Source organism: Arthrobacter sp. PL16, from assembly GCF_035985055.1.
GTDB lineage: Bacteria > Actinomycetota > Actinomycetes > Actinomycetales > Micrococcaceae > Arthrobacter_D > Arthrobacter_D cheniae.
This window is the reverse complement of record NZ_JAXCIC010000003.1, coordinates 256,951-277,194: the sequence shown is the minus strand read 5'-3', so window position 1 is coordinate 277,194 and position 20,244 is coordinate 256,951. Positions and strand designations below refer to the sequence as shown.

15 protein-coding genes and 1 tRNA gene are annotated in these 20,244 nt (G+C 65.0%); 5 read left to right on the top strand and 11 right to left on the bottom strand.

From position 1 onward, the window contains the following. Window position 1: 1 nt before the first annotated feature. Complete coding sequence (locus RCH21_RS08515) at window positions 2-874, top strand: rhomboid family intramembrane serine protease (protein WP_326963998.1); 873 nt, start codon at window positions 2-4, stop codon at window positions 872-874. Between the two features lie 210 nt (window positions 875-1,084). Here RCH21_RS08515 and RCH21_RS08510 read toward each other — a convergent pair whose 3' ends face one another. From RCH21_RS08510 to RCH21_RS08500, 3 genes are all read right to left on the bottom strand, one after another. Beyond that, window positions 1,085-1,771 (bottom strand): SGNH hydrolase domain-containing protein, encoded by a 687-nt coding sequence (locus RCH21_RS08510; RefSeq protein ID WP_326963997.1) that lies wholly within the window; start codon window positions 1,769-1,771, stop codon window positions 1,085-1,087. Window positions 1,772-2,608: 837 nt separating this feature from the next. Beyond that, the gene (locus RCH21_RS08505; RefSeq protein ID WP_326963996.1) at window positions 2,609-3,130 is read right to left on the bottom strand and encodes an acyltransferase family protein; all 522 of its coding nucleotides are present in this window, start codon (window positions 3,128-3,130) and stop codon (window positions 2,609-2,611) included. A 396-nt stretch (window positions 3,131-3,526) separates the two neighbouring features. Beyond that, the gene (locus RCH21_RS08500) at window positions 3,527-3,775 is read right to left on the bottom strand and encodes a cell division protein CrgA (protein WP_120148877.1); all 249 of its coding nucleotides are present in this window, start codon (window positions 3,773-3,775) and stop codon (window positions 3,527-3,529) included. Between the two features lie 179 nt (window positions 3,776-3,954). Between RCH21_RS08500 and RCH21_RS08495 the strand changes: the two genes are divergently transcribed. Both RCH21_RS08495 and RCH21_RS08490 read left to right on the top strand, forming a co-directional pair. Then, entirely contained in the window at window positions 3,955-4,773 is an 819-nt protein-coding gene (locus RCH21_RS08495; RefSeq protein WP_442784685.1) for a class E sortase, read from the top strand. Between the two features lie 170 nt (window positions 4,774-4,943). Continuing rightward, window positions 4,944-5,588 (top strand): aminodeoxychorismate/anthranilate synthase component II, encoded by a 645-nt coding sequence (locus tag RCH21_RS08490; protein WP_326963995.1) that lies wholly within the window; start codon window positions 4,944-4,946, stop codon window positions 5,586-5,588. 57 nt (window positions 5,589-5,645) lie between these two features. On the opposite strand, the gene pknB is transcribed toward RCH21_RS08490, so the two are convergent. Genes pknB through RCH21_RS08455 form a run of 7 tightly spaced genes read right to left on the bottom strand, consistent with a single transcriptional unit; the run spans window position 5,646 to window position 15,141 of the window. Beyond that, the gene (gene pknB, locus RCH21_RS08485) at window positions 5,646-7,622 is read right to left on the bottom strand and encodes a Stk1 family PASTA domain-containing Ser/Thr kinase (RefSeq protein WP_326963994.1); all 1,977 of its coding nucleotides are present in this window, start codon (window positions 7,620-7,622) and stop codon (window positions 5,646-5,648) included. 37 nt (window positions 7,623-7,659) lie between these two features. Continuing rightward, window positions 7,660-9,459 carry a protein kinase domain-containing protein gene (locus RCH21_RS08480; protein ID WP_326963993.1) on the bottom strand — a complete coding sequence of 600 codons (1,800 nt, stop codon included), beginning with the start codon at window positions 9,457-9,459 and terminating at the stop codon, window positions 7,660-7,662. Further along, the gene (locus tag RCH21_RS08475) at window positions 9,456-10,898 is read right to left on the bottom strand and encodes a peptidoglycan D,D-transpeptidase FtsI family protein (RefSeq protein WP_326963992.1); all 1,443 of its coding nucleotides are present in this window, start codon (window positions 10,896-10,898) and stop codon (window positions 9,456-9,458) included. Before RCH21_RS08475 ends, RCH21_RS08480 begins: the two co-directional genes overlap by 4 nt. Beyond that, window positions 10,895-12,319 (bottom strand): FtsW/RodA/SpoVE family cell cycle protein, encoded by a 1,425-nt coding sequence (locus RCH21_RS08470; protein WP_326963991.1) that lies wholly within the window; start codon window positions 12,317-12,319, stop codon window positions 10,895-10,897. The genes RCH21_RS08475 and RCH21_RS08470 overlap by 4 nt, the downstream gene beginning before the upstream one ends. After that, window positions 12,312-13,874: a PP2C family protein-serine/threonine phosphatase gene (locus tag RCH21_RS08465; RefSeq protein WP_442784692.1), complete on the bottom strand. Its 1,563-nt coding sequence runs from the start codon at window positions 13,872-13,874 to the stop codon at window positions 12,312-12,314. Before RCH21_RS08465 ends, RCH21_RS08470 begins: the two co-directional genes overlap by 8 nt. A 44-nt stretch (window positions 13,875-13,918) precedes the next feature. Then, complete coding sequence (locus tag RCH21_RS08460; protein WP_120148871.1) at window positions 13,919-14,407, bottom strand: FHA domain-containing protein FhaB/FipA; 489 nt, start codon at window positions 14,405-14,407, stop codon at window positions 13,919-13,921. Next, entirely contained in the window at window positions 14,404-15,141 is a 738-nt protein-coding gene (locus RCH21_RS08455) for an FhaA domain-containing protein (protein ID WP_120148870.1), read from the bottom strand. Before RCH21_RS08455 ends, RCH21_RS08460 begins: the two co-directional genes overlap by 4 nt. A gap of 321 nt (window positions 15,142-15,462) precedes the next feature. On the opposite strand from RCH21_RS08455, the gene RCH21_RS08450 reads away from it, so the two are divergent. Next, window positions 15,463-15,545: transfer RNA gene (locus tag RCH21_RS08450), tRNA-Leu, on the top strand. A 153-nt stretch (window positions 15,546-15,698) separates the two neighbouring features. Next, the gene (locus tag RCH21_RS08445) at window positions 15,699-16,736 is read left to right on the top strand and encodes a M14 family zinc carboxypeptidase (RefSeq protein WP_326963989.1); all 1,038 of its coding nucleotides are present in this window, start codon (window positions 15,699-15,701) and stop codon (window positions 16,734-16,736) included. A 39-nt stretch (window positions 16,737-16,775) separates the two neighbouring features. Here the strand turns inward: RCH21_RS08445 and RCH21_RS08440 are convergent, their stop codons facing one another. Next, window positions 16,776-20,198 (bottom strand): error-prone DNA polymerase, encoded by a 3,423-nt coding sequence (locus RCH21_RS08440; protein WP_326963988.1) that lies wholly within the window; start codon window positions 20,196-20,198, stop codon window positions 16,776-16,778. Window positions 20,199-20,244: the final 46 nt, after the last annotated feature.

Below are 20,244 nucleotides of genomic sequence, written 5' to 3'. Positions count from 1 at the left end.
CATGTCCTATGGTCTCCCCGCGCCTGACGCCGAAAGCCAGCAGGCGCCCGTCTGCCCGCGGCACCCTGATCGCATCAGCTATGTGAGGTGTCAGAGGTGCGGCCGTCCGGCGTGCGCGGAGTGCCAGCGGCCCGCAGCCGTCGGTTTTCAATGCGTGGATTGCGTGCGTGAGCAGGCTGCCCGCGCACCGGTCCGCAAGACGGCTTTCGGTGGCGTCGCGCGCGGGGGGGCACCCGTTGTCACGTATACCCTCATCGGCGTGTGCGTGGTGGTGTTCCTGCTGCAGCTCGTGGTGCCGGGACTCACCAGGGCTTTCTCCTATGCCCCCATCTATACGGCGGGCGCGGGCGGAGTGATTCCGGCGGAGCCCTGGCGGATGCTCACGGCGGCTTTCCTCCACTCGCCGAGCTCGTTCCTTCATGTGGCGTTCAACATGTACGCGCTGTACATCCTGGGCAAGGTCCTCGAACCCGCCATGGGCAGGGCGAGGTTCCTGGCGCTCTACCTCATCTCGGCGATCGCCGGCTCCGTCGGGGTCCTGCTCCTGAGTAATTTCCAGCAGTCGGTCGTCGGTGCATCGGGGGCCGTGTTCGGACTGTTCGGGGCCCTGTTCATCATCCAGCGCAAGCGTGGGGGCGATGTCCGCCAGATCGTCGTTCTGATCGCCATCAACGCCGTCCTCGGTTTCGTCGTCCAGGGCATCGCCTGGCAGGCGCATCTCGGTGGGCTTCTCGCAGGCGCCGCTTGTGCCGCCGTCGTCGCTTACGCTCCGAGAGGCTCGCGCCAGGCGCGGCTCCAGTGGGCTGGGCTAGCGGTGGTCGTCCTGCTGTTGGGTGTTCTGACGTTCGTCGGGGTCTCGCTTCTCCCTGTGTGAGGTATCAAGTGAGGGAGGGGTCGGTGTGCGAACACCGACCCCTCCCTCACTTGTCCACACCCTTTATCCACACGGGGGATAACTTACACACATGTAATTCCACACCTGTGGATAAGCAGGGCCCGGAGTTTCGCGGGATTCGGTGAACGATCAACAATCCTGTGCACACCTGTGGATAACTTCATGCACATGGTGTGTACAGACGCTGATCTAGTAGCCGAACACTGAGCGACGTATTGGTTTGGCGAGAGTTTGTGCGAATGAGTCCGTGATGTGGTTGTCCCGGTACACGAGAACGTTCCCAACCACGTACGGGCATGCATCGTCTCTGCAGAAGTAGGGCGACAAATCCACCAGTGTCACGCCGTCCATCCCCTGAGCAGCCTCGATCATGGGGTCGTCCGCTGTTTCACCGTCGGTCCGATCAACACAGTCGACGGCTACGGCATCACTCATCTCCACGCATTCAGGAGCCGGAGTCTTTGGAAGAGGTGAGTCGGTGATCACACGGACGTCGATTCCGGCATCCACGAGAGGTCGCCACAGTGAGCGATACCCCTCGACCGTTTCTCTCCTGGAGGACCAGGACCACGACAGCTCGCGCTCATACCCGGAAGGTCGCAGGTTGCTGGTCAGAACCATATCCGGCGGATCGGCCAACAGGGTCTCGAGAGTCAGGCGGTTCTGCTTGATGCAGTCACTGAAGACGGCCGCACCACTTCCGAGAGGCGCTGCGTTGAATGGGCATCCATTACGTACGAGTACGTCGAGAATGAAGGCCTCCTGCTTGAATACTGCATCGAGCGGCGAGAGGTACTGGCCTGCATGAGAGTCTCCGACCAGTACGGCCCGCTCTTGCCCCTCGGGAGTTCCATACTGGCAGGCATCTGTACTCATCTCGGTCGGGTCCCATAACAGGCAACCATTACCGGCCAAGACATTCTGATCATCAGCCGCAACTGCTGGGTCAGGGCGTATCGGTGCTATCGGCCCCGCTGCTTGATCCCAAGCAGCGGCTCCAGGATATAGAACGGGATCGAGCGAACCTTCTAGTCCTTGACTGCCCTTGATGGCGACGAGACTCGCTGGAAGGGCAGCGGCAGCTAGAGACAAAAGAAGTAACCCCGAACCGAGGACATAGGAGTACCGCTTTATCTCGCGCCCAGCGTTGTGAGGGCCTCTCACCCGACGTGCCGTAGTGGGAGCCCGATTGAGGGGTAGTTCGATGAAGCGTGTGCTGGCCCACGCTAGTACGCCGGCGAGAATCAGGATGACTATGCCGTCCACGAGAGCCGCAGGTCGTCCGAGAAGGAAGAGGTATAGAACGATCAGTGGCCAATGCCAGAGGTACAAAGAGTAAGAGATGTTGCCCAGGAATACGGAAGGCCTGACGGACAGCACATGAACGAATCCCGGCGAGTCATGACGCGAATATCCCGCGCAGAGGACGAGGAGTGTGCCGACGACTGGCACTCCCGCAATCCATCCTGGGAACGGGAGTGCAGTGGCGAACATCGCGGCACTGTACCCGATGAGAGCGGCTCCAACGACAAAGGCGACGTCCGCTGACCGATGACCGAGTTTAGGAGCGCAGATCGCAAGTATCCCGCCGGCGAGAAGTTCCCACAGCCGAGTAGTCGTCGCAAAGTAGGCAACGCCCGGATTTGTTGTCGACCATACGACGGAATGGACCAATGACAGCGCCAGAAGGAGCGACAAGGAGGTAAGTATCAATCATCTGCGTCGAGCGCCTGCCTCTCCGCGAATCCTACGAGCGACTAGCAGGATGAACAGTGGAACCACCAGGTAGAACTGTTCCTCGACCGCGAGGGACCAGAAGTGTTGGAAGATGGAGACGGGCCCTCCAGCTTGCTCGTAACTGGTCGAGCCGAAGGCGAGATTCCAATTCTGGACCTGCAGGCCAGAAGCGATGACATCCTTCGACAACAGGGTCCAACGGCTCGTTGGAAGGATGAGGAGTGCCGCGAGGGTTGTGGCGCTGAGTACCAGCGTTGCGGCGGGCATGAGACGACGGATGCGCCGGCGGTAGAACGCCGCCAAGTCAATACGGCCTGTTGTCGCTGCCTCTCGCGCCAAGGACCCGATGATGAGATATCCCGAGATCACAAAGAAGACGTCGACACCCACGAATCCTCCCGGAAGCGCGTCAGGCATCAGGTGGTACACCACCACCAGAAGAACCGCGACGGCGCGAAGTCCTTGGATATCGGGACGGCGGTTCCTCGGTTCACTCACAGTACGAGAGTCGTGAGCGTTCCCAGCCAATAGGTGCTCGATGCCGCGGATAGCGAGGTCAGAGGGCGCCCAAGTTCCATATGTTTCAGCGAATAGTCAACAGGGGTACGGAATAAGTAGTTCACCTTGACATTGTGACCCATGAGAGTGGTGGGTACCGGAAGCTACGCGTGGAGTCTTGTAAGGCGCTGGTCCTTCGTCCTGGCTCGTCCTTTCCAATTCGCGTTCAGACCCCACGCTGCAGAATCGGAGCAGCTCGCCAAATCTAAGAATCGTCGCCTGCTTCTCGTCGATTCCTGAACAGAGCCAGAAATGCACCATCACCGCGGGCCGAGGCCCGCGGCGATGGTGTTGGTGCTCGTCGGAAAGCGAAAAGCTTCGTATTTCCGAATGCGGCTAACGCCACCGCGTCGTCATCAGGAAGCCGATGATCGCGATGCCGAAGCCCGCGAGGATGTTCCACGAACCCCAGGCTGCAACGGGCAGGGTGGACATCGAGATGTAGAACGTGATGATCCACAGCAGGCCGACGATCATCAGACCGAACATGACGTACTTGTACCAGGCGGGATTCGGCTTGGGCTGTGAGGATTTCGCGGCGGGCGCAGCGGAGCTGGCTCTCTTGCGGGGCTTGGACTCGGGCACGGCTTCTCCTCGACGGGGTGCAGCTGCTGGTCAGCTGCACCGATGTTCCTGCTGGCCGCTCAGAAGTGTCCCGACCTGCAGGTTATCCTGAAGGAGAATCGACACCCGGCGGTCCGGTTCTTGCACGATTCTAGCCAAGAACCGCAGGATACCGGTGCATCCCGAGCTCAGGAGTGGCAGTGGCCAGATCAACGCTCGACGCCGCCGTCGAAAGCCGACCTCAACGCACCAGGCCCACGCGCCGTCGTCGGACGCCCTTCCAGGTGGTCGCGCAGATCCTGGGCGAACTGCTCATCACCGCCGGAATCGTCCTGCTGCTGTTCGTGGGGTGGGAGCTCTGGTGGACGAACATCGACTCGGGGATCAAGCAGGATCAGGCGCTGGAGCAGTTCTTCTCGGATGTGCCCCTTGCACCTGAGCCTCCAGCGCCCTCGACCGACGGCGGTGAAGACGCACCTGCCGTCGAGGACTTCGGGGAACCGGCAGTCCTTGCGCAGAGTGCACTCACCGGTACCTTCGGAGTGGTGTACGTCCCCCGCTTCGGCGAGAACTATTCACGGCCCATCACGGCCGGCGTAGGAACCGATGTGCTGGACAACCTCGGACTCGGCCACTACCCCGGCACCGCTGCACCCGGGGCGGTAGGGAATATAGCGCTGGCAGGCCACCGGCAGACGCACGGCCAGGTGCTCGACCAGATTCATACCCTGGTTCCCGGTGACCGCATCTACCTCCAGACGCGCGACGGCTACTACACCTATGTCTTCCGCAACACGGAGATCGTGCTGCCGGATCGTGTGGATGTCATCGCTCCCGTCCCCACGGATCCCGCTGCTGAACCCCTGGACCGCATTCTCACGCTGACCAGCTGCAATCCTCGCTTCGGCGCCCAGGAGCGTATTATTGCGTACTCGGTGATGGAGTCCTGGCGTCCCTTGGATGCCGGGCCGCCGCCGGAGATCGCGGAGCAGGTCGCCCGCGCTGCAGGACAGGCATAGACACGATGTACGGATCCATTTTCCGCGCTCTTCCCGGTCCCCTGTGGATGCGCATCGTCCTGTCCGTGGTCCTGGTGCTGGCAGCCGTCGCGGTACTCCTGGTCTTCGTGTTTCCCTGGATATCCCAGTTCAGCCCGCTCACAGATTCAACGATTGGTTCCCCGTAACTCATGGCTCACTCCACCCGAATCCTCGTCGTCGACAACTACGACAGTTTCGTCTACACCCTGGTCGGCTACCTGCAGGAACTCGGCGCCGAGACCACCGTGGTCCGGAACGACGACGTCACGCTAGCGGAAGCGCAGGACATGGCGGCATCGCGGAACGGTGTCCTCATCTCTCCGGGTCCGGGAACACCGGCCGACGCCGGCGTCTGTGTCGATCTGATCCGTTGGTGCGGTGAGCAGGCCAAGCCCATGCTCGGGGTCTGCCTGGGTCATCAGGCGCTCGCCGAGGCATACGGGGGTACGGTCACGCACGCACCTGAACTCATGCACGGCAAGACGTCGCTCGTCGAACACGACGGGACGAGTGTTTTCGCGGGACTTCCGTCACCGGTTACCGCAACGCGGTACCACTCTCTCGCAGCCGTCAGCGACAGCGTACCGGCAGAGCTCACCGTCACGGCCCGCACCGCCAGCGGCATCATCATGGGCCTCGAGCACAGGACGGCACCCCTCTGCGGCGTACAGTTCCATCCCGAGTCCGTCCTCACGGAGGGCGGCTACCAGATGCTGGGTACCTGGCTCGAATCACTCGGTCTCGAGGGCGCGGCAACCAGGGCCGCGGGCCTCAGCCCGCTCATCGCGCGCTAGGTACCGCCTGAAGGGGAAGGACCAGGCCCGTCGACGAGCTGACCTGCCGGTCGTCGCCTAGTTACCGTCCTCGGTGGGACGGGTGTTGGATCCGTCACCCGTGCCTTCGGTCGGCCGGTTACCCGGTTCCTCCGACGGGGACTGTGTGGGTTCGGGGGACTGCGTGGGCTCGGCCGGCTCCGCAGGTTCGGGGACAGGTGCCCTCGCGACGGTCAGGACGATCTGCGTACCCTGATCAACCTCGGATCGAGCCTGCGCGGATTGTGCCGTGATGATGCCCGGGGCGACGACGCTGTTCTCCACCTCGCGAACGGTGAAGGGCAATTGCACCGCGGGGTCCGCCAGGAGTGCCTCGGCCTGCTGGATGGTCAGATCGGTGAGCAGGGGCACGGTGACCTTGCCGTTGGACAGCACCAGATCGACCGAACTGCCGACCGGCACAGTCTGGCCGGCCTGGGGGTTGGTGGTGATGACCCTGCCGTCGGGGACCTCGGCGCTGGTCTCCTCCGTGATGGCGCCACCCCGCAGACCGAGTTCCTCGAGTTGGTCACGAGCCGAGGATTCGGTGAGACCGGCGAGCGAGTCGGGCAGCAGCACGTTGGCGGGGCCCTGCGAGACGGTGATGTTGACGCGCGATTCCGGCTCCACGGAGGCACCCGCGGACGGATCCGACGAGATGACACTGCCGGCATCCACCGTTGCGTTGTACTCCTTGTCGGTAGAGGGGATGAGTCCCACGTCGACGATGGCATCGGTTGCGTCCGCCTCCGTCATCCCGACGAGTTCGGGAACGACGACGGTCGTCACTTCAGGCTGGTCCTGATTGCCCAGCAGGGTGCTGAGCACGAAGTAGCCGGCAGCAAGGACCAGGAGGACCGCCACGAAGAAGACGGTGATCCAGGCAGTACGGGCGGAATTCCGCCTCCGGTCCGGTTGCTGCCCGGCACCCCCCGAACGCAGGACGTCGGACCGGTCATCCTCTTCGATCCGATCGGAGGCCTGGAGGCGGCCGTCCGTCATCGCACGTTCGGCGGAGACCCGATCCATGGCGCGCGTGTGGGGACCCGACAATGCGGCTGCGGCGGACCCGGGAAGCGCCGCCGCGCCGACTCCTTGCGCACGCGTCTGCGGGGCGGTGATATTCATCGCTTCCGTCGGTGCTACGACGGCGCCGGGCAGGATGATGCCTCGGCCGGCGTCCAGCAGTGCCTTGCGGAAGCCCGCTGCATCCTGGAAGCGGTCCTCGCGGTCTTTCTCAAGGGCCCTGGCCAGCACGGAATCCAAGGCGGGCGTCACATCGGTATTGAGACTGCTCGCCGTCGGAGGTTCCTCCCGGACGTGCTGGTAGGCGACGGATACCGGGCTGTCCCCGACGAACGGTGGCCGGCCGGTGAGCAGTTCGAACAGCAGACACCCGGCGGAGTACAGATCGCTGCGTGCATCGACCTTCTCACCCCGTGCCTGCTCGGGCGAGAGGTACTGTGCCGTGCCGAGGACGGCCTGCGTCTGCGTCATGGTGGCCTGCGAATCGGCCATCGCGCGGGCTATGCCGAAGTCCATCACCTTGACGGCGCCGTCGAGCGTGATCATCACGTTGGCCGGCTTGATGTCCCTGTGGACGATGCCGGCCTTGTGACTGTACTCCAGCGCGTCGAGGACACCCGCAAGGTAGGTGACGCTGTCCTTGGGCGTCAGGTCACCGGCCTTGACATGGTCGCGGAGGGTTCGGCCGGCTACGTACTCCATGACGATGAAGGGGACACGGACCTCGTGCTGCGGTCGGTCGGGAATCTCCTCCTCGCCCGTGTCGTACACCGAGACGATGTTCGGGTTGTTCAGCCCCGCAACAGCCTGTGCCTCCCGCCTGAAGCGCGACTGGAACAGCGGATCCCGAGCCAGGTCCTGGCGCAGGAGCTTGATCGCGACCGAGCGCCCGAGCCGCAGGTCTTTGCCGAGGTGGACGTCGGCCATCCCCCCGCGCCCGATCAGTTCGAGTACCTCGTATCGTCCGTTCAGGACCCGCTGGGTGTTCACCGGCTTCCGTTCCCCGGCCATTGGCGCTCCGGAGGGATCATGGGCTGGAGGTCGCTGTCGCTGTCGGCGCCGGCGTCGGGGTCGGCGTCACCGGGGCCACCGGGGCCTCGGTCTCAGGCGGACCGGACGACACGACGTAGTCGACCTGTGTTCCCGCGGGCAGTACGGCTCCCGCCCCCGGATTGAGTCGGAGGACGGTCCCGGCGGGCTGCGGGGACTGCTCTTCACCGACGTTGACCGGCCTGAGCCCGAGGTCCACGAGGATCCCCTCGACGTCGGCCGCGGAACGGCCCTGCAGTCCTCCCGGGACGGTGACCTGCTCGACCGGCTCCGGGCCCTGGGACACGGTGAGCGTGATGGTTGTGCCTGGTGCCTGTGCGCCGCTGGGATTGATGGCAAGCACCGTCCCGGCTTCCTGGTCCGCGAACTGCGGCTCGACGTCGACGCCGAAACCAAGGGCGATCAGTCGCTGGGTGGCTTCCTGCTGAGACAGTCCGAGGTACTCGCTCGGCGAGATGATGACGTCGTCGCTCGCCTCGGTGGTGCTCGGGGCAGGTGACGACGACGGTGTGGTCGGGGTGACAGAAGGGGACCGGGATGGAGTGCTCGACGACGACTCGGCGCTCGCAGAAGAACTGGTCGTCCCGGCGGGTACGTTGTCGGAAGTATCGCCCGTCAGCAGTGGCTGGAGGACCAGAAACGCGATGGCGGCCAGGGCCAGCAGCAGGAGCACGATGAGCGGGATCAGCCAGGGGCTCCGGCGGTCCTCGTCCTCACGGTCGGCCGGGGCGTGCTCGGGTACGTCGGGATCCTCCTCGGACCAGTCCCGTGATGCTGCGATACCGGCAGCTGCACCGGCCGCGGCGGGAGCGGCGACGGTGGGCAGGGCCGACGTGGTCGGTGCGGGGACCGCCGTCGTCGCCTGGGTGTCCTGGCGCGGCACCGCGGCGGTCGGCACGTCCGCACCGGCGGCAGCGAAGGCCAGCATCCCCGGCACGGCCGCCTCGGCGGCGCGGACGTCACCGGAACGGATGGCCGCTACGGCGCGTGCAAGCGATTCGGCGTCGCGCGGCCGGCCGGCCGGATCCTTCGCGAGCATCGATCCGATCAGGGCGCGCACGGGGCGCGGGATGGACTCGGGCAGCGGCGGCGGAGCATCGTTCACCTGGGCGAGGGCGATCGCGATCTGGGACTCACCCGAGAACGGACGCCGCCCGGCCAGCAACTCGTAGCCGATCACGCCGAGCGCATAGATGTCGGAGGAGCCCGTGGCCGGCTGGCCGGTGGCCTGTTCGGGAGCGAGGTACTGCGCGGTGCCCATCACCTGGCCCGTGGCCGTCAAGGGAACCTGATCGGCCAGCCGGGCGATACCGAAGTCGGTGATCTTGACCCGGCCGTCGGGCATGACGAGGATGTTGCCCGGCTTCACGTCCCGGTGCACGAGGCCCTGACGGTGCGCGACGGCGAGGGCCGTGGCGGTCTGCCCCACGATGGAGAGCGTGCGGTCCGGTGAGAGGACCTGCTCCTTCTCGATGACGGCGGACAGGGGTTGTCCCGGGACGAGTTCCATGACGAGGTAGGCGGAGCCGCCCTCCTCGCCGTAATCGAAGACGTTGGCGATGCCCTCGTGGTTCAACAGCGCCGTGTGGCGCGCTTCGGCCCGGAAGCGGTTGAGGAACGCGGGATCGCCCGAGTACTCCTCCTTGAGGATCTTGATCGCGACGACCCGGCCGAGGATCTGGTCCCGGGCCTTCCAGACCTCGCCCATACCGCCGATGGCGACGCGCTCGGTCAGTTCGAACCTGCCGCCCAGGGTGATTCCTGACGTGGGCCTCATCTGTTCAACACCGCCTCTATGAGTCTCTTGGCACTGGGTGAGGTCAATTGCTGACCGGTGGGGATGTCCACGTTCTCCATCACGATCGATATGGCTACCTGCGGGTCATCCGCGGGCGCAAAGCCGGTGAACCACGCGTTGTCACCTGTTTCGGAGAACTCGGCGGTCCCTGTCTTGCCGGCTACCGCGACACCGGGGACCTGAGCCCCCGTCGCCGTTCCGTTGTCCACCACGTTGACCATCCAATCGGTGAGCTGGTTCGCAGTCTCCTGGCTGACGGACTGCCGGAGTACCTCCGGCTGGGGAGACTCGATGAGCTCGAGATCGGCGGCGCGGACGGATTTGATGAGCTGCGGCTTCATCTGCTCGCCGTCGTTCGCGATGGCTGCGGAAACCATGGCCATCTGAAGGGGCGTCACCAGGGTGTCGAACTGCCCGACTGCGGACTGCGCCAGCTCCGGCTCCGTCAGATCCGACGGGAACGTGCTGGCGATGACCCGCGTGGGTATGGCCAATTCCTCGCCGAAGCCGAACTTCGCGGCCTGCTCCTGGATGGCGGCCTCGCCGAGGTCCAGTGCGATGTTCGCGAAAGCCGTGTTGCAGGACTGCTCGAGGGCGAACTCGAGGTCCGCCGTCGTCCTGCTCGCGCAGCCGCCCGTCACGAAGTTCGGCAGCGTGTACTGGATGCCCGGGAATTCGAGCGCCGGTGGATTGGGAATCTCCGATTCGGCGTCATAGCGGCCGGACTCGACTGCCGCAGCGGCATCGATGAGTTTGAACACGGACCCGGGTGACACGAGCGACTCGGTGGCAGGATTCGTGTAGATCGACAGTCCGGGCTGTTCGGAGAGCGCGGCGGCGTTCTCGGCGATCACGGCTGTGTCGTGACCCGCGAGCAGGTTCGGGTCATAGGTGGGCTTCGACACCATGGCGAGGATGTTGCCGGTGGAGGGTTCCATGACCACGATCGAGCCCCGCTGGCCGTCCGGGATGAGGTCGTAGGCGAGTTGCTGGATCTCCGGGTCGATCGTCAGTTCGACGTTGGCGCCCTGTGCGTCGACGCCGGAGAACAGCCGCACCACGCGGTCGTAGAACAAGGAGCTGTCCGTGCCGGAGAGGATCTCCGATTCAGCATCCTCGAGTTGTGTGGACCCGAGCGACAGGGAGTAGTAGCCCGTGAGGTGCGCGTACAGTTCGGGCTCCTCGTAGACGCGCTGGTAATTGAACTGATCGTTCGACGGGACGGATTCGGCGACGGCGCGACCGTCCACGAGGATGGCTCCTCGTTGCCGCCCGAACTCCTGGTACAACTGGCGGCTGTTCCACGGGTTCTCCGTGAGCTCCTCCGCCTGGAAGAACTGCACGAAGGTCAACGATCCGAGCACGAGGGCGAACATGCCCATGGCTACGACCCATGCGCTGCGAATGGCCTGGTTCATCGGGAAACCTCCTTCGTGGACTTCTTCTTGACGGGCTTTCCGTTGACGCCGAGTGGCTCGAGGAACGAGTCCTTCATCGGGGTGGTGGGAGCCGGCCGACGGGCCGTCTCCGAGATGAGCAGGATCAGCGCCACGATGAGCCAGTTCGCGAGCAGCGATGATCCTCCTGCGGACATGAAGGGCGTGGTGAGTCCGGTGAGAGGGATCAGACGCGTGATCCCGCCGATGACCACGAAGCACTGGAGGGCAATGGTGAAGGACAGTCCGCAGGCGAGCAGCTTTCCGAAGCCGTCCTTCGTGCCGAGGGCTGCCCTGATGCCCCGGGAGACCAGGAGGACGTACAGCATCACGATGGCGACGACACCGATGAGTCCGAGTTCCTCACCGAGCGCAGCGATGATCATGTCGCTGTTGGAATACGTAACCAGATCGGGTCTTCCCGCTCCCAGGCCTGTCCCCATCAGGCCGCCGTTCGCCAGCCCGAACAGACCCTGCACCACCTGGGCACTGCCGCCTGGTGCGCGGTCGTAGACCTCGGGGGCGAAGGCATTGATCCACGAATCGAAGCGGAGCGCCACATGGCTGAACAGTTCGAGGGCGACGAAGACGCCGACGGCGATCATGGCCAGGCCGATGAGGACCCAGCTGACTCGGCTTGTGGCGATATAGATCATCACCATGAAGAGGCCGAAGAAGAGGATCGAGGAGCCGAGGTCGCGCTGGAAGATGAGGACGCCGATGCTCACGAGCCAGGCAGCACCCATCGGGGCGAGATCCCGGAAACGAGGGAGCTGGAGCGGACCTATCTTCTTGCCGGCAAGAAGGATGAGATCGCGGTTGGTGGAGAGATATCCGGCAAAGAATACTGCGAGCGTGATCTTCGCGATCTCACCAGGCTGGAAGGTGCCGAAGCCTACCGATATCCAGATTCGGGCTCCGTTGATCTCGAGGCCGAGCGGAGTCAGGGGCAACAGGAGGAGGATCGCGCTGACGATCAGCGAGATGTACGTGAAACGACGTAGGATCCTATGGTCCCGCAGCAGGATCAGGAGGACCGCGGCCGCACCGATGGCCACTGCCGTCCAGAGCACCTGTTGGGGCGCCACCGGAGTGAACTCGGGATTGATCTGCGCCGCTGAGAGATCGAGGCGGTGGATCATCGCCAGGCCGATCCCGTTGAGTGCGACGACGATGGGAAGAATCACCGGGTCGGCATATTTCGCCCTGAACCGCAGGATCAGGTGGATGAGCAAGCTCATCGCACTAAGGGTGATCGCCTGTGACCAGAAATAGTCGCCGAGCGCCTCTTCGCGTCCGATGCCCGCGAGGTAGTTCGCGCAGACAGCGACGGCGAGGGCCAGCAGGAGCAGGAAGAACTCGACAGTGCGACGGGATCGTGGAGCGGTCAGGACATCACTCATTTGCTGCACCTCCGCAGTCGACGGGGGACGGCGCCGCGTCCGAGGTAGCACCGGTTGAAGCGTTGGACGTCGGCCTCGCCGAACTACTCGGCTCCGGCGTAGGGCTTCCGCCGGCGGTGCGTGCCGCTGTGGGTTCCGCTGACGGGGACGGCGACGGGGATGCGGTCGATGGTGAGGGCGACGCTGGAGATGTCGGTGCCGCACTCGGCCCGGCAGGCTCACAGGACACGGCCCGTAGTTCACCCCGAAGATCCCCGACGATGCGCTGTGCCTCCTCGAGACTGCCCGCCGGCAACGTGTTAGACACCTGCGACCGCTGGTACTCGGGCAGGTTCGCCACGGGAATATCAGTCATCTCGTAAACCTCGCTGAGGCCGATGGGACCGATCCGCTGAGGGACACCCGTGTAGATTGCCACCCGGTTCTCTGCCTCTGCGACGTAGTACCGCGTCTGCGTCCAGGTGTAGCCGAGTCCCAGGACCGCCATCAGGATCAGGGTCATCAGCGAGAGGAAGGCCGGGACAAGCCAGCGCCTCGTGCGGGTCGGTTGCTCGTCCTCGCCGTCCTCGCCATCCTCGGTGGCATCGGTCCCGGCTCTGTGCGTCAGCATCATGGCTGCACGGCGTTCTGTGGATCGCTGTGTGACTATCGGGATCTGGCCGGTCTCGGTGGCAAGGGCGGCGGAACCGACCAGCACGTGCGGCCTGGTCAGGAGATCCTGGCGGATGACGTCCGCGCGAATGGCGGCTCCGGAGAGCTCTGCCGTTGAACCGGTTTCCTGTGACGCCGCGGCGGAACCATCGACAGGTTCATCGCGCTCACCCGCTGCCTGGCGTGCCGGGGGGATGCTCGCGGGTGGCGTGACGTCGTCCCGGGCTTCGGCTACCTCGACGACGCCGATCGTGATGTTGTCCGGTGATCCTCCGGCGAGGGTCAGTTCGACGAGCGTGTTCACGCAGTCGCGGATGTCTCTCGTCTCACGCATGACCTGCTCGACCACGCGGTCGTTGAGGACGGCGTTCAGCCCGTCGGAGCAGAGCAGCCAACGCTCTCCCGGCTCGGCATCGAAGGAGTCGAGATCGAGCTCGGGGCTCGCGTCCACATCTCCGAGAACCCGCATCAGCACGTTCTTGTGCGGGTGGACGTCCACGTCCTCGGGTTTCAGGCGGCCTTCCTCGACCAGGCGCTGCACGAAGGTATGGTCCGTGGTGATCTGCTCGAAGACGCCGTTCTTGAGGCGATAGGCCCTGGAGTCGCCGATGTGGGCCAGATGCAGGGTCTGGTCCTCGAGGAGGATGGCGGTCACGGTGGTGCCCATGCCCGCGAGTTGCGGGTTCGTGGCCACCAGTTCGGAGAGCAGTGAGTTCGCCGTCTGGATCTCATCGGCGAGGTGCGTTCCGGCATCGCCGTCGTGCCGGTCGTGATCGAGATGAACGAGGTCGAGGACCGTGGAGGCGGAGGCGACATTACCGCCCGCATGGCCGCCCATACCGTCGGCCACGACGGCGAGATATCGGCCTGCGTAGGCGGAGTCGTCATTCTTCGCGCGCACCATGCCCACGTGGGAGCGGGCGGCGAACCTCAGGGCAAGCCGCACTCCTACGGCCTCAATTCGATGACCGTCTTACCGATCCGGACGGGAACGCCCGGTTCGACGGGCAGCGCACGCGTCAGTTGGGCGCCGGCAAGATAGGTCCCATTGGTCGAACCGAGGTCCTCGATGAACCATCGGCTGCCCTGCGGGAACAGGCGCGCGTGGCGCCCGGACGCGTAATCGTCCTCGAGGACGAGAGTGGCTTCCTGGGCGCGTCCGAGGAGGATGGGACTCGCTGCGAGTTCCACGCTGGTCCCGGTGAGGGGCCCCTCCGTGACGACCAGTCTCCGGACAGGTGTCCGGACAGGAGCCGGTTCCTCGACCAGGTTCGGGTTCTTGCGGATCTCCCGGGCGGTCGGCGTACCCACCTTGTTGCGACGTCCCACCACGAGGTCACGGCGCAGGGCGCCGACAGTACTGAGCACCAGGACCCACAGGAGGATCAGGAACCCGAAACGCAACAGCGTGACGGTGAGTTCGCCGGCCTCGCTCATCGCCCGCCTCCGTCCTGCGTCGGCACGAGGCGGAACGTCAGGCGCGAACGCCCCATGGTGATCGTGGAACCATCCGTGAGCTCAGCCTGGCCATTGACACGCTGACCATTGACGTAGCTGCCGTTGGTGGAGCCCAGGTCGACGGCGTAGGTCCGGCCTTCCTGCAAGCGGATCTCCAGGTGCCTCCGGGACACACCGGTGTCATCGACGAGGATGTCCGCCTCGGAGGAGCGTCCGAGCACGATCGAACCGGAATTGATCGAGTAGCGCTGGCCATCGATCTCGAGAACCGGTTGGTAGCGGGTGGGCTGACGCCGGGGTGCTGCCGGGGCTGCCGGCCCGGCGGGGCGACGCGCGGCCGCCTGCTTCTCGATCGACGAATCGATCTCGAAGATTCCCGCCTTGAGGTCGGGGTCGTGCTCGAAGGAAACACGCACGGGCCCCTGAAGGGTGTACTGCTGGCTGTCGACGTGGGCGATGACGACGTCGCACAGTTCTTCGGCGAGGGCGGATCCCCACTGCTGGGCGCGCTCGAAGTCCGCATCCGACAAGCGGGCGGTGAAGACATTGGGGGCCAGGGTGCGACCCTGCGCGAGGACGAGTGACCTGTTGTCCAGTTCCTTGCGGAGGGCACTCGCGATCTCCAGGGGCTGTACCTGGGACCGGGAGCTTGTGGTGAAGGCGCCACGAACCAGTTTTTCGAGGCCGCGCTCCACTCTGTCGAGAATCCCCATCGTCTGCCTCCTCCCCCTGTCGCACTGTGGTTTCAGGCCCTGGCAGCAGAGTGCTGCCGGGCTTCACCCGGTCTTCCTGACGGCAGTGTCCAGCCGGGCATGTTCCATCCGATACTACTGGGAGCCTCTGGCAATGGGCTCCAAGCAGGTGTCCGGGCGATTGCTTTGTCCTAACGATCACCGGCCACCGTCCATCGGAGGCTCTCCTCGGGTGGGCTCGATCGCGGGCCTGTTTAGGTAATTGCGGTTGCGCTCCGCTATGCTTATTTCTGCTGTTCACAACCCCCTGCGCATGGCGCAGAGAGTTGGAATCTCGAAATTGCGCGAGTGGCGGAACGGCAGACGCGCTGGCTTCAGGTGCCAGTATCCGAAAGGGTGTGGGGGTTCAAATCCCCCCTCGCGCACAATGATCGACAGGTACAGGGCTCCCGCTCAGCGGGGGCCCTTCTTGCGTCTCCGGCCCCTTTCATCGGCGGAATTCCCGATCGGTTGGTTGACAGAAGCAACGGTCAGCGGTTCACTGTGAGCACCGCACCCCCCTCCCGAGGAGACCGAGTATGAAGACATCCAGGACTATCGCCGCACTGTCCCTTGCAGCGCTCATGGCATCAGGCACGGTTGCCGCTCCCGCCGTCGCCGTCGGGGAAGGCCCGAACTACGGTGGGAACGAGACGATCAACACCTCGATCCTGCGCACCTACGACGAGATGGTCACCGAACTCCAGAAGCAGGATGCCCGGCAGCCTGCGATGGAACTCGAGGTGATCGGGCAGTCCGTCAAGGGCCGCGACCTCTACCTCGCGAAATACATCACCAACCCCGATAACCCGACGATCCTCTACGTGACACAGCAGCACGGCAACGAGCAGCTGACCACGGAGGGTGCACTGGAATTCATCAAGCACCTCGGCACCGGTAAGACGACGGGCGTGCTCGGCGGAGTCAACATCCTGATCGTCCCGATGCTCAATCCCGATGGTGCGATGGGCGACGTCGATTTCCCACTCGACGGCTACATCGCCGACGGTGGCAGGAACCTGACCCGAGCCAATGCGACGGGGACGGACCTGAACCGCGATCATGTGGCCAAGATCCAGCCGGAGACCCAGGCTCTGCACGAGAACGTGATGCGGGCCTACGACATCGACTACATGATCGATCTGCACCACCAGGGCACGCGGAGTGAGCGCGACGGCGAGCTCGTCTCGGGTTCGATCCTCTACCCCACGACGCCGAACGCCGACCCGGCCGTGGTCGAAGGGTCGAAGCGGCTTGGCGCCGTCGTGTTCGACGCCGTGGACTCGACCGGCTGGGGCCACCTCGGCCGGTATGTGGGGGGATCGGCCGAGACGATCAGCCGCAACGGGATAGCCGTCGAGTACGGCATCTCCACGCTGCTCTTCGAGATGCGCGGCATGTCCGACAACACTTCTGAATCCGCTGTGCTCGGTCAGAAGAGCAACGGCTACCTCATCAAGCAGACGGTGACCACGCTCGATGCCACCACGAGGGCTATCGCGGACGGATCGATCGATTCGGTCGATACCTCCTTCTGGGACACGCTGCCGGAGCAGACGACGCGCGTCACCGAGTAAGGAGTCCGTCCCGGCTTCCGCCGGCGGGTCCCGTGCCCGTCAGCGGAAGTCGCGCGACTTGGTGGTGGCCTTCAGCTGCAGCACCTCGATGCGGTCCGCGACGATGTTGACGATCCCCTCGGACGACCTTTCGAGCAGGCCGCGCACGATCACGCTGCTGGCTTCCCGCGCCACCCGGCGGTGGCGCTGCCAGACGCCCACGGAGCAGATGACGTTGACCAGTCCCGTCTCGTCCTCGAGGTTCATGAACGTGATGCCACTCGCCGTCGCCGGCCTCTGCCGGTGGGTGACGACTCCCGCCACCTCTACGCGCCGTCCCGATTCCGCCGTCTTCAGCTCGACGGCGGTGAGGGCGCCGCGGCGCATCAACCGGCTCCTGGCATGACGCACGGGATGATCGTCCGGTGTGATGCCGGTGGACCAGAGATCCGACCCCACCTTGTCGATGTCCGAGAGTTCCGGCATCAGTGGGGGCTGGATATAGACGGCCGTGCCCTTGATCTGGCCCTCGCGCTCCGTGGAGGCGGGCCCCGCGTTCCATAGGGCCTCGCGGCGGCTCAGGCCCATCGAGTCGAAGGCACCCGACGCAGCGAGGGCCTCGAGTTGGCCCGCGTTGACCCCTGTCCGTCGTGCGAGGTCCGGCATGTCCTCGTAGGCTCCGTTGCGTTCCCGCTCGGCGACGATCTTCTCGGCCAGCTTCAGGCCGAGTGTTTCGACGCTGGCGAGCCCCAGCCGGACCGCGTAGTTGCCGTCGCGGCGGTGTGGTGTCGAATCGAACGGTGTGTCCCGGTCGAAATAGCCGACCGGAGGCTGCTCGTCCTCCGTGCAGCAGTCCATGCCGGTGCTCCGCCCGCGGGGATCGTCCGATGGTTCATACCCCTCGAGCGGTTCGAGGTCGGCGTGTACCCCCGAGTGCAGGATGTCGGGGCGCAGCACGACGGCGCCGTGTCGCCGGGCGTCCGCCACGAGTGTCTGCGGTGAATAGAACCCCATGGGTTGGGCACGCAGGAGTGCGGCGAGGAACGCCCCGGGATAGTGGAGGCGCAGCCAGGCACTGACGTAGACCAGCAGCGCAAAGCTGATCGAATGACTCTCTGCGAACCCGAAGTTCGCGAAGGCATGGATCTTGTTGTAGATGGTGTCCGCGATGTCCCCGGTGATCCCGTTGGACTCCATGCCCTCGTACAGCTTCGCCTTGAGGGAGTCGATCCGCTCCTCACCCCGCTTGGAGCCCATGGCCCGGCGCAGGAGGTCCGCATCAGCTCCTGAACAACCGCCCACCACCATCGCCATCTGCATGAGTTGTTCCTGGAAGAGCGGTACGCCGAGTGTCCGTTCGAGGACCGGCTTGAGGCCGGGGTGGATGTACCGGACCTCCTCCTCGCCCATCTTCCGCTTGATGTACGGGTGGACGGCTCCGCCCTGGATGGGGCCCGGCCGTACAAGGGCCACCTCGATCACGAGATCGTAGAACTGGCGCGGCAGCAGGCGTGGAAGCATGCCCATCTGTGCGCGGCTCTCCACCTGGAAGACCCCCACGGAATCAGCGAAGCACAGCATGTCGTAGACGCCCTGCTCCTCCTTGGGGATGGTGTGCAGCTCCCACTTCTCCCCGAAGTGCCGCTCCACGAGGTCGAAGTTGTACTGGATGGCGGCGAGGATGCCGAGGCCCAGTAGGTCGAACTTCACCAGTCCCATCCAGGCGCAGTCGTCCTTGTCCCACTGCAGGACCGTCCGACCCTCCATCCGTCCATGCTCGATAGGGCATACTTCTCCCACCGGCCGGTCGGTCAGAACCATGCCGCCGGAGTGGATGCCCATGTGGCGCGGGAACTTCAGGATCTCCTGTGCGAGGCTGACCACCGACTCCGGGATGTCGTGGTCGCTGCTCGAGACGAGACCTCCCCACCGCTCGATCTGCTTGGACCACGCATCCTGCTGGCCCGGGCTGTGGCCCAGGGCCTTCGCCATGTCCCGAACGGCGAACTTGGGACGGTAGGTGATGACATTGGCCACCTGCGCTGCATTGAAGCGTCCGTACTTCCGGTAGACGTACTGGATGACCTCCTCGCGGCGGTCCGAGTCGAAATCGACGTCGATGTCCGGTTCCTCGTCACGCATGCTCGAGAGGAAACGCTCGAAGGGGAGCTGGTACTTGATGGAGTCCACGGCCGTGATCTCCAGCAGGTAGCAGACTGCCGAGTTGGCCGCCGATCCCCGTCCCTGGCAGAGGATGCCGTTGCGGCGCGCATAGTGCACGAGGTCGTGGACGATCAGGAAATACCCCGGGAAGTTCTTGTCCTCGATGACCTCCAGCTCGCGTTCGATCCGTTCGCGGACATCCGCCCGGTTCGCATAGAGCTTGTCCGCCCCCTGCCAGACGAGCTCACGCAGGTAGCTCATCTGCGTGTGGCCCTCCGGCAGGTCGATGTTCGGCAGGCCGGGCCTGACGCTGCGGAGCGTGAAGGAGAGGTCGGCGGCGATGTCCACGGTACGCTCCACCGCTCCGGGGTAGTTCCTGAAACTCCGCGCCATCTCCGCCCCGCTGCGCAGGTGGGCGGCACCGGCGGCAGGAAGCCAGCCATCCATCTGGTCGAGGCTCCGCCGGGCCCGGACCGCGGCCAGTGCGGAGGCGAGGCGGTGCTGCTTGGGAGTGGCGTAGTGCACGTTGTTGGTGGCGACGGTGGGGAGCGCCAGGCGGGCCGCGACGGCGGCCAGGGCATCATTGTGGGCGGTGTCGAGAGGATTGCCCTGGTTGATGAGCTCGACGGCGACAGACTCGCGGCCGAACAGGTCGACGAGCTTCCGGAGTTCGGTCTCGGCCGCGGATTCTCCGCCAACGACGAGTGCCGAGCGGACAGTGCCCTTCCGGCACCCTGTGAGCACCATCCACTGGCCGGCAGCATGCCCTGCCAGGCTCTCGAGGTCGTAGCGTGGCTTTCCTTTCTCGGCATCGGTGTTGAGCTGGGCCTCCGTGATGGCGGTGGACAGGCGGTGGTAGCCGGCAGATCCTCGGGCGAGGACCACGAGGTGCTGCCCCTCGGGATCGGCCTCCCCGTTCTGCGGCTTGGACAGATCAAGGGACAATTCCGTGCCATACATGGTCGAGAAGCCGGGGTACTTCTCCGCGGCTTCGGCGAAGTGGACGGCGCCGTACAGCCCGTCATGGTCGGTGAGGGCCATACCGGCGAGGCCGAGCCGCTGGGCCTCCTCGGCGAGGTGCTCGGGGCTCGATGCGCCGTCGAGGAAGCTGAAGTTGGAGTGGACGTGCAGTTCCGCGTACGGCACCACGGGACCGTCGGGAACAGGGACCTCTGCGGGAGCGGTGTAGGGCTGGCGCTTCCGGGACCAGGCGGGGCTGTCGCCGCCGTCGGCCCCGAGGGGTGGCGCGCCGGGCCGAGTGGTGTCGGAGAGGTTCCGCTCGAAGTCCGACCAGGGAATAGGTGGGTTGTTCCAGCCCATGGCGTCCCTCCCTGTCCTGGATGTGTTGCGGTGCTTCGGTTGTCCG

What these genes read in the sequence shown, in the direction of transcription:
- RCH21_RS08440 (WP_326963988.1), bottom strand. Translation starts at nt 20,198, where the DNA reads ATGGGCTGGAACAACCCACCTATTCCCTGGTCGGACTTCGAGCGGAAC.
- RCH21_RS08490 (WP_326963995.1), top strand. Translation starts at nt 4,944, where the DNA reads ATGGCTCACTCCACCCGAATCCTCGTCGTCGACAACTACGACAGTTTC.
- RCH21_RS08515 (WP_326963998.1), top strand. Translation starts at nt 2, where the DNA reads ATGTCCTATGGTCTCCCCGCGCCTGACGCCGAAAGCCAGCAGGCGCCC.
- RCH21_RS08455 (WP_120148870.1), bottom strand. Translation starts at nt 15,141, where the DNA reads ATGGGGATTCTCGACAGAGTGGAGCGCGGCCTCGAAAAACTGGTTCGT.
- RCH21_RS08470 (WP_326963991.1), bottom strand. Translation starts at nt 12,319, where the DNA reads ATGAGTGATGTCCTGACCGCTCCACGATCCCGTCGCACTGTCGAGTTC.
- RCH21_RS08510 (WP_326963997.1), bottom strand. Translation starts at nt 1,771, where the DNA reads ATGAGTACAGATGCCTGCCAGTATGGAACTCCCGAGGGGCAAGAGCGG.
- RCH21_RS08460 (WP_120148871.1), bottom strand. Translation starts at nt 14,407, where the DNA reads ATGAGCGAGGCCGGCGAACTCACCGTCACGCTGTTGCGTTTCGGGTTC.
- RCH21_RS08465 (WP_442784692.1), bottom strand. Translation starts at nt 13,874, where the DNA reads ATGGTGCGCGCGAAGAATGACGACTCCGCCTACGCAGGCCGATATCTC.
- RCH21_RS08445 (WP_326963989.1), top strand. Translation starts at nt 15,699, where the DNA reads ATGAAGACATCCAGGACTATCGCCGCACTGTCCCTTGCAGCGCTCATG.
- RCH21_RS08475 (WP_326963992.1), bottom strand. Translation starts at nt 10,898, where the DNA reads ATGAACCAGGCCATTCGCAGCGCATGGGTCGTAGCCATGGGCATGTTC.
- RCH21_RS08480 (WP_326963993.1), bottom strand. Translation starts at nt 9,459, where the DNA reads ATGAGGCCCACGTCAGGAATCACCCTGGGCGGCAGGTTCGAACTGACC.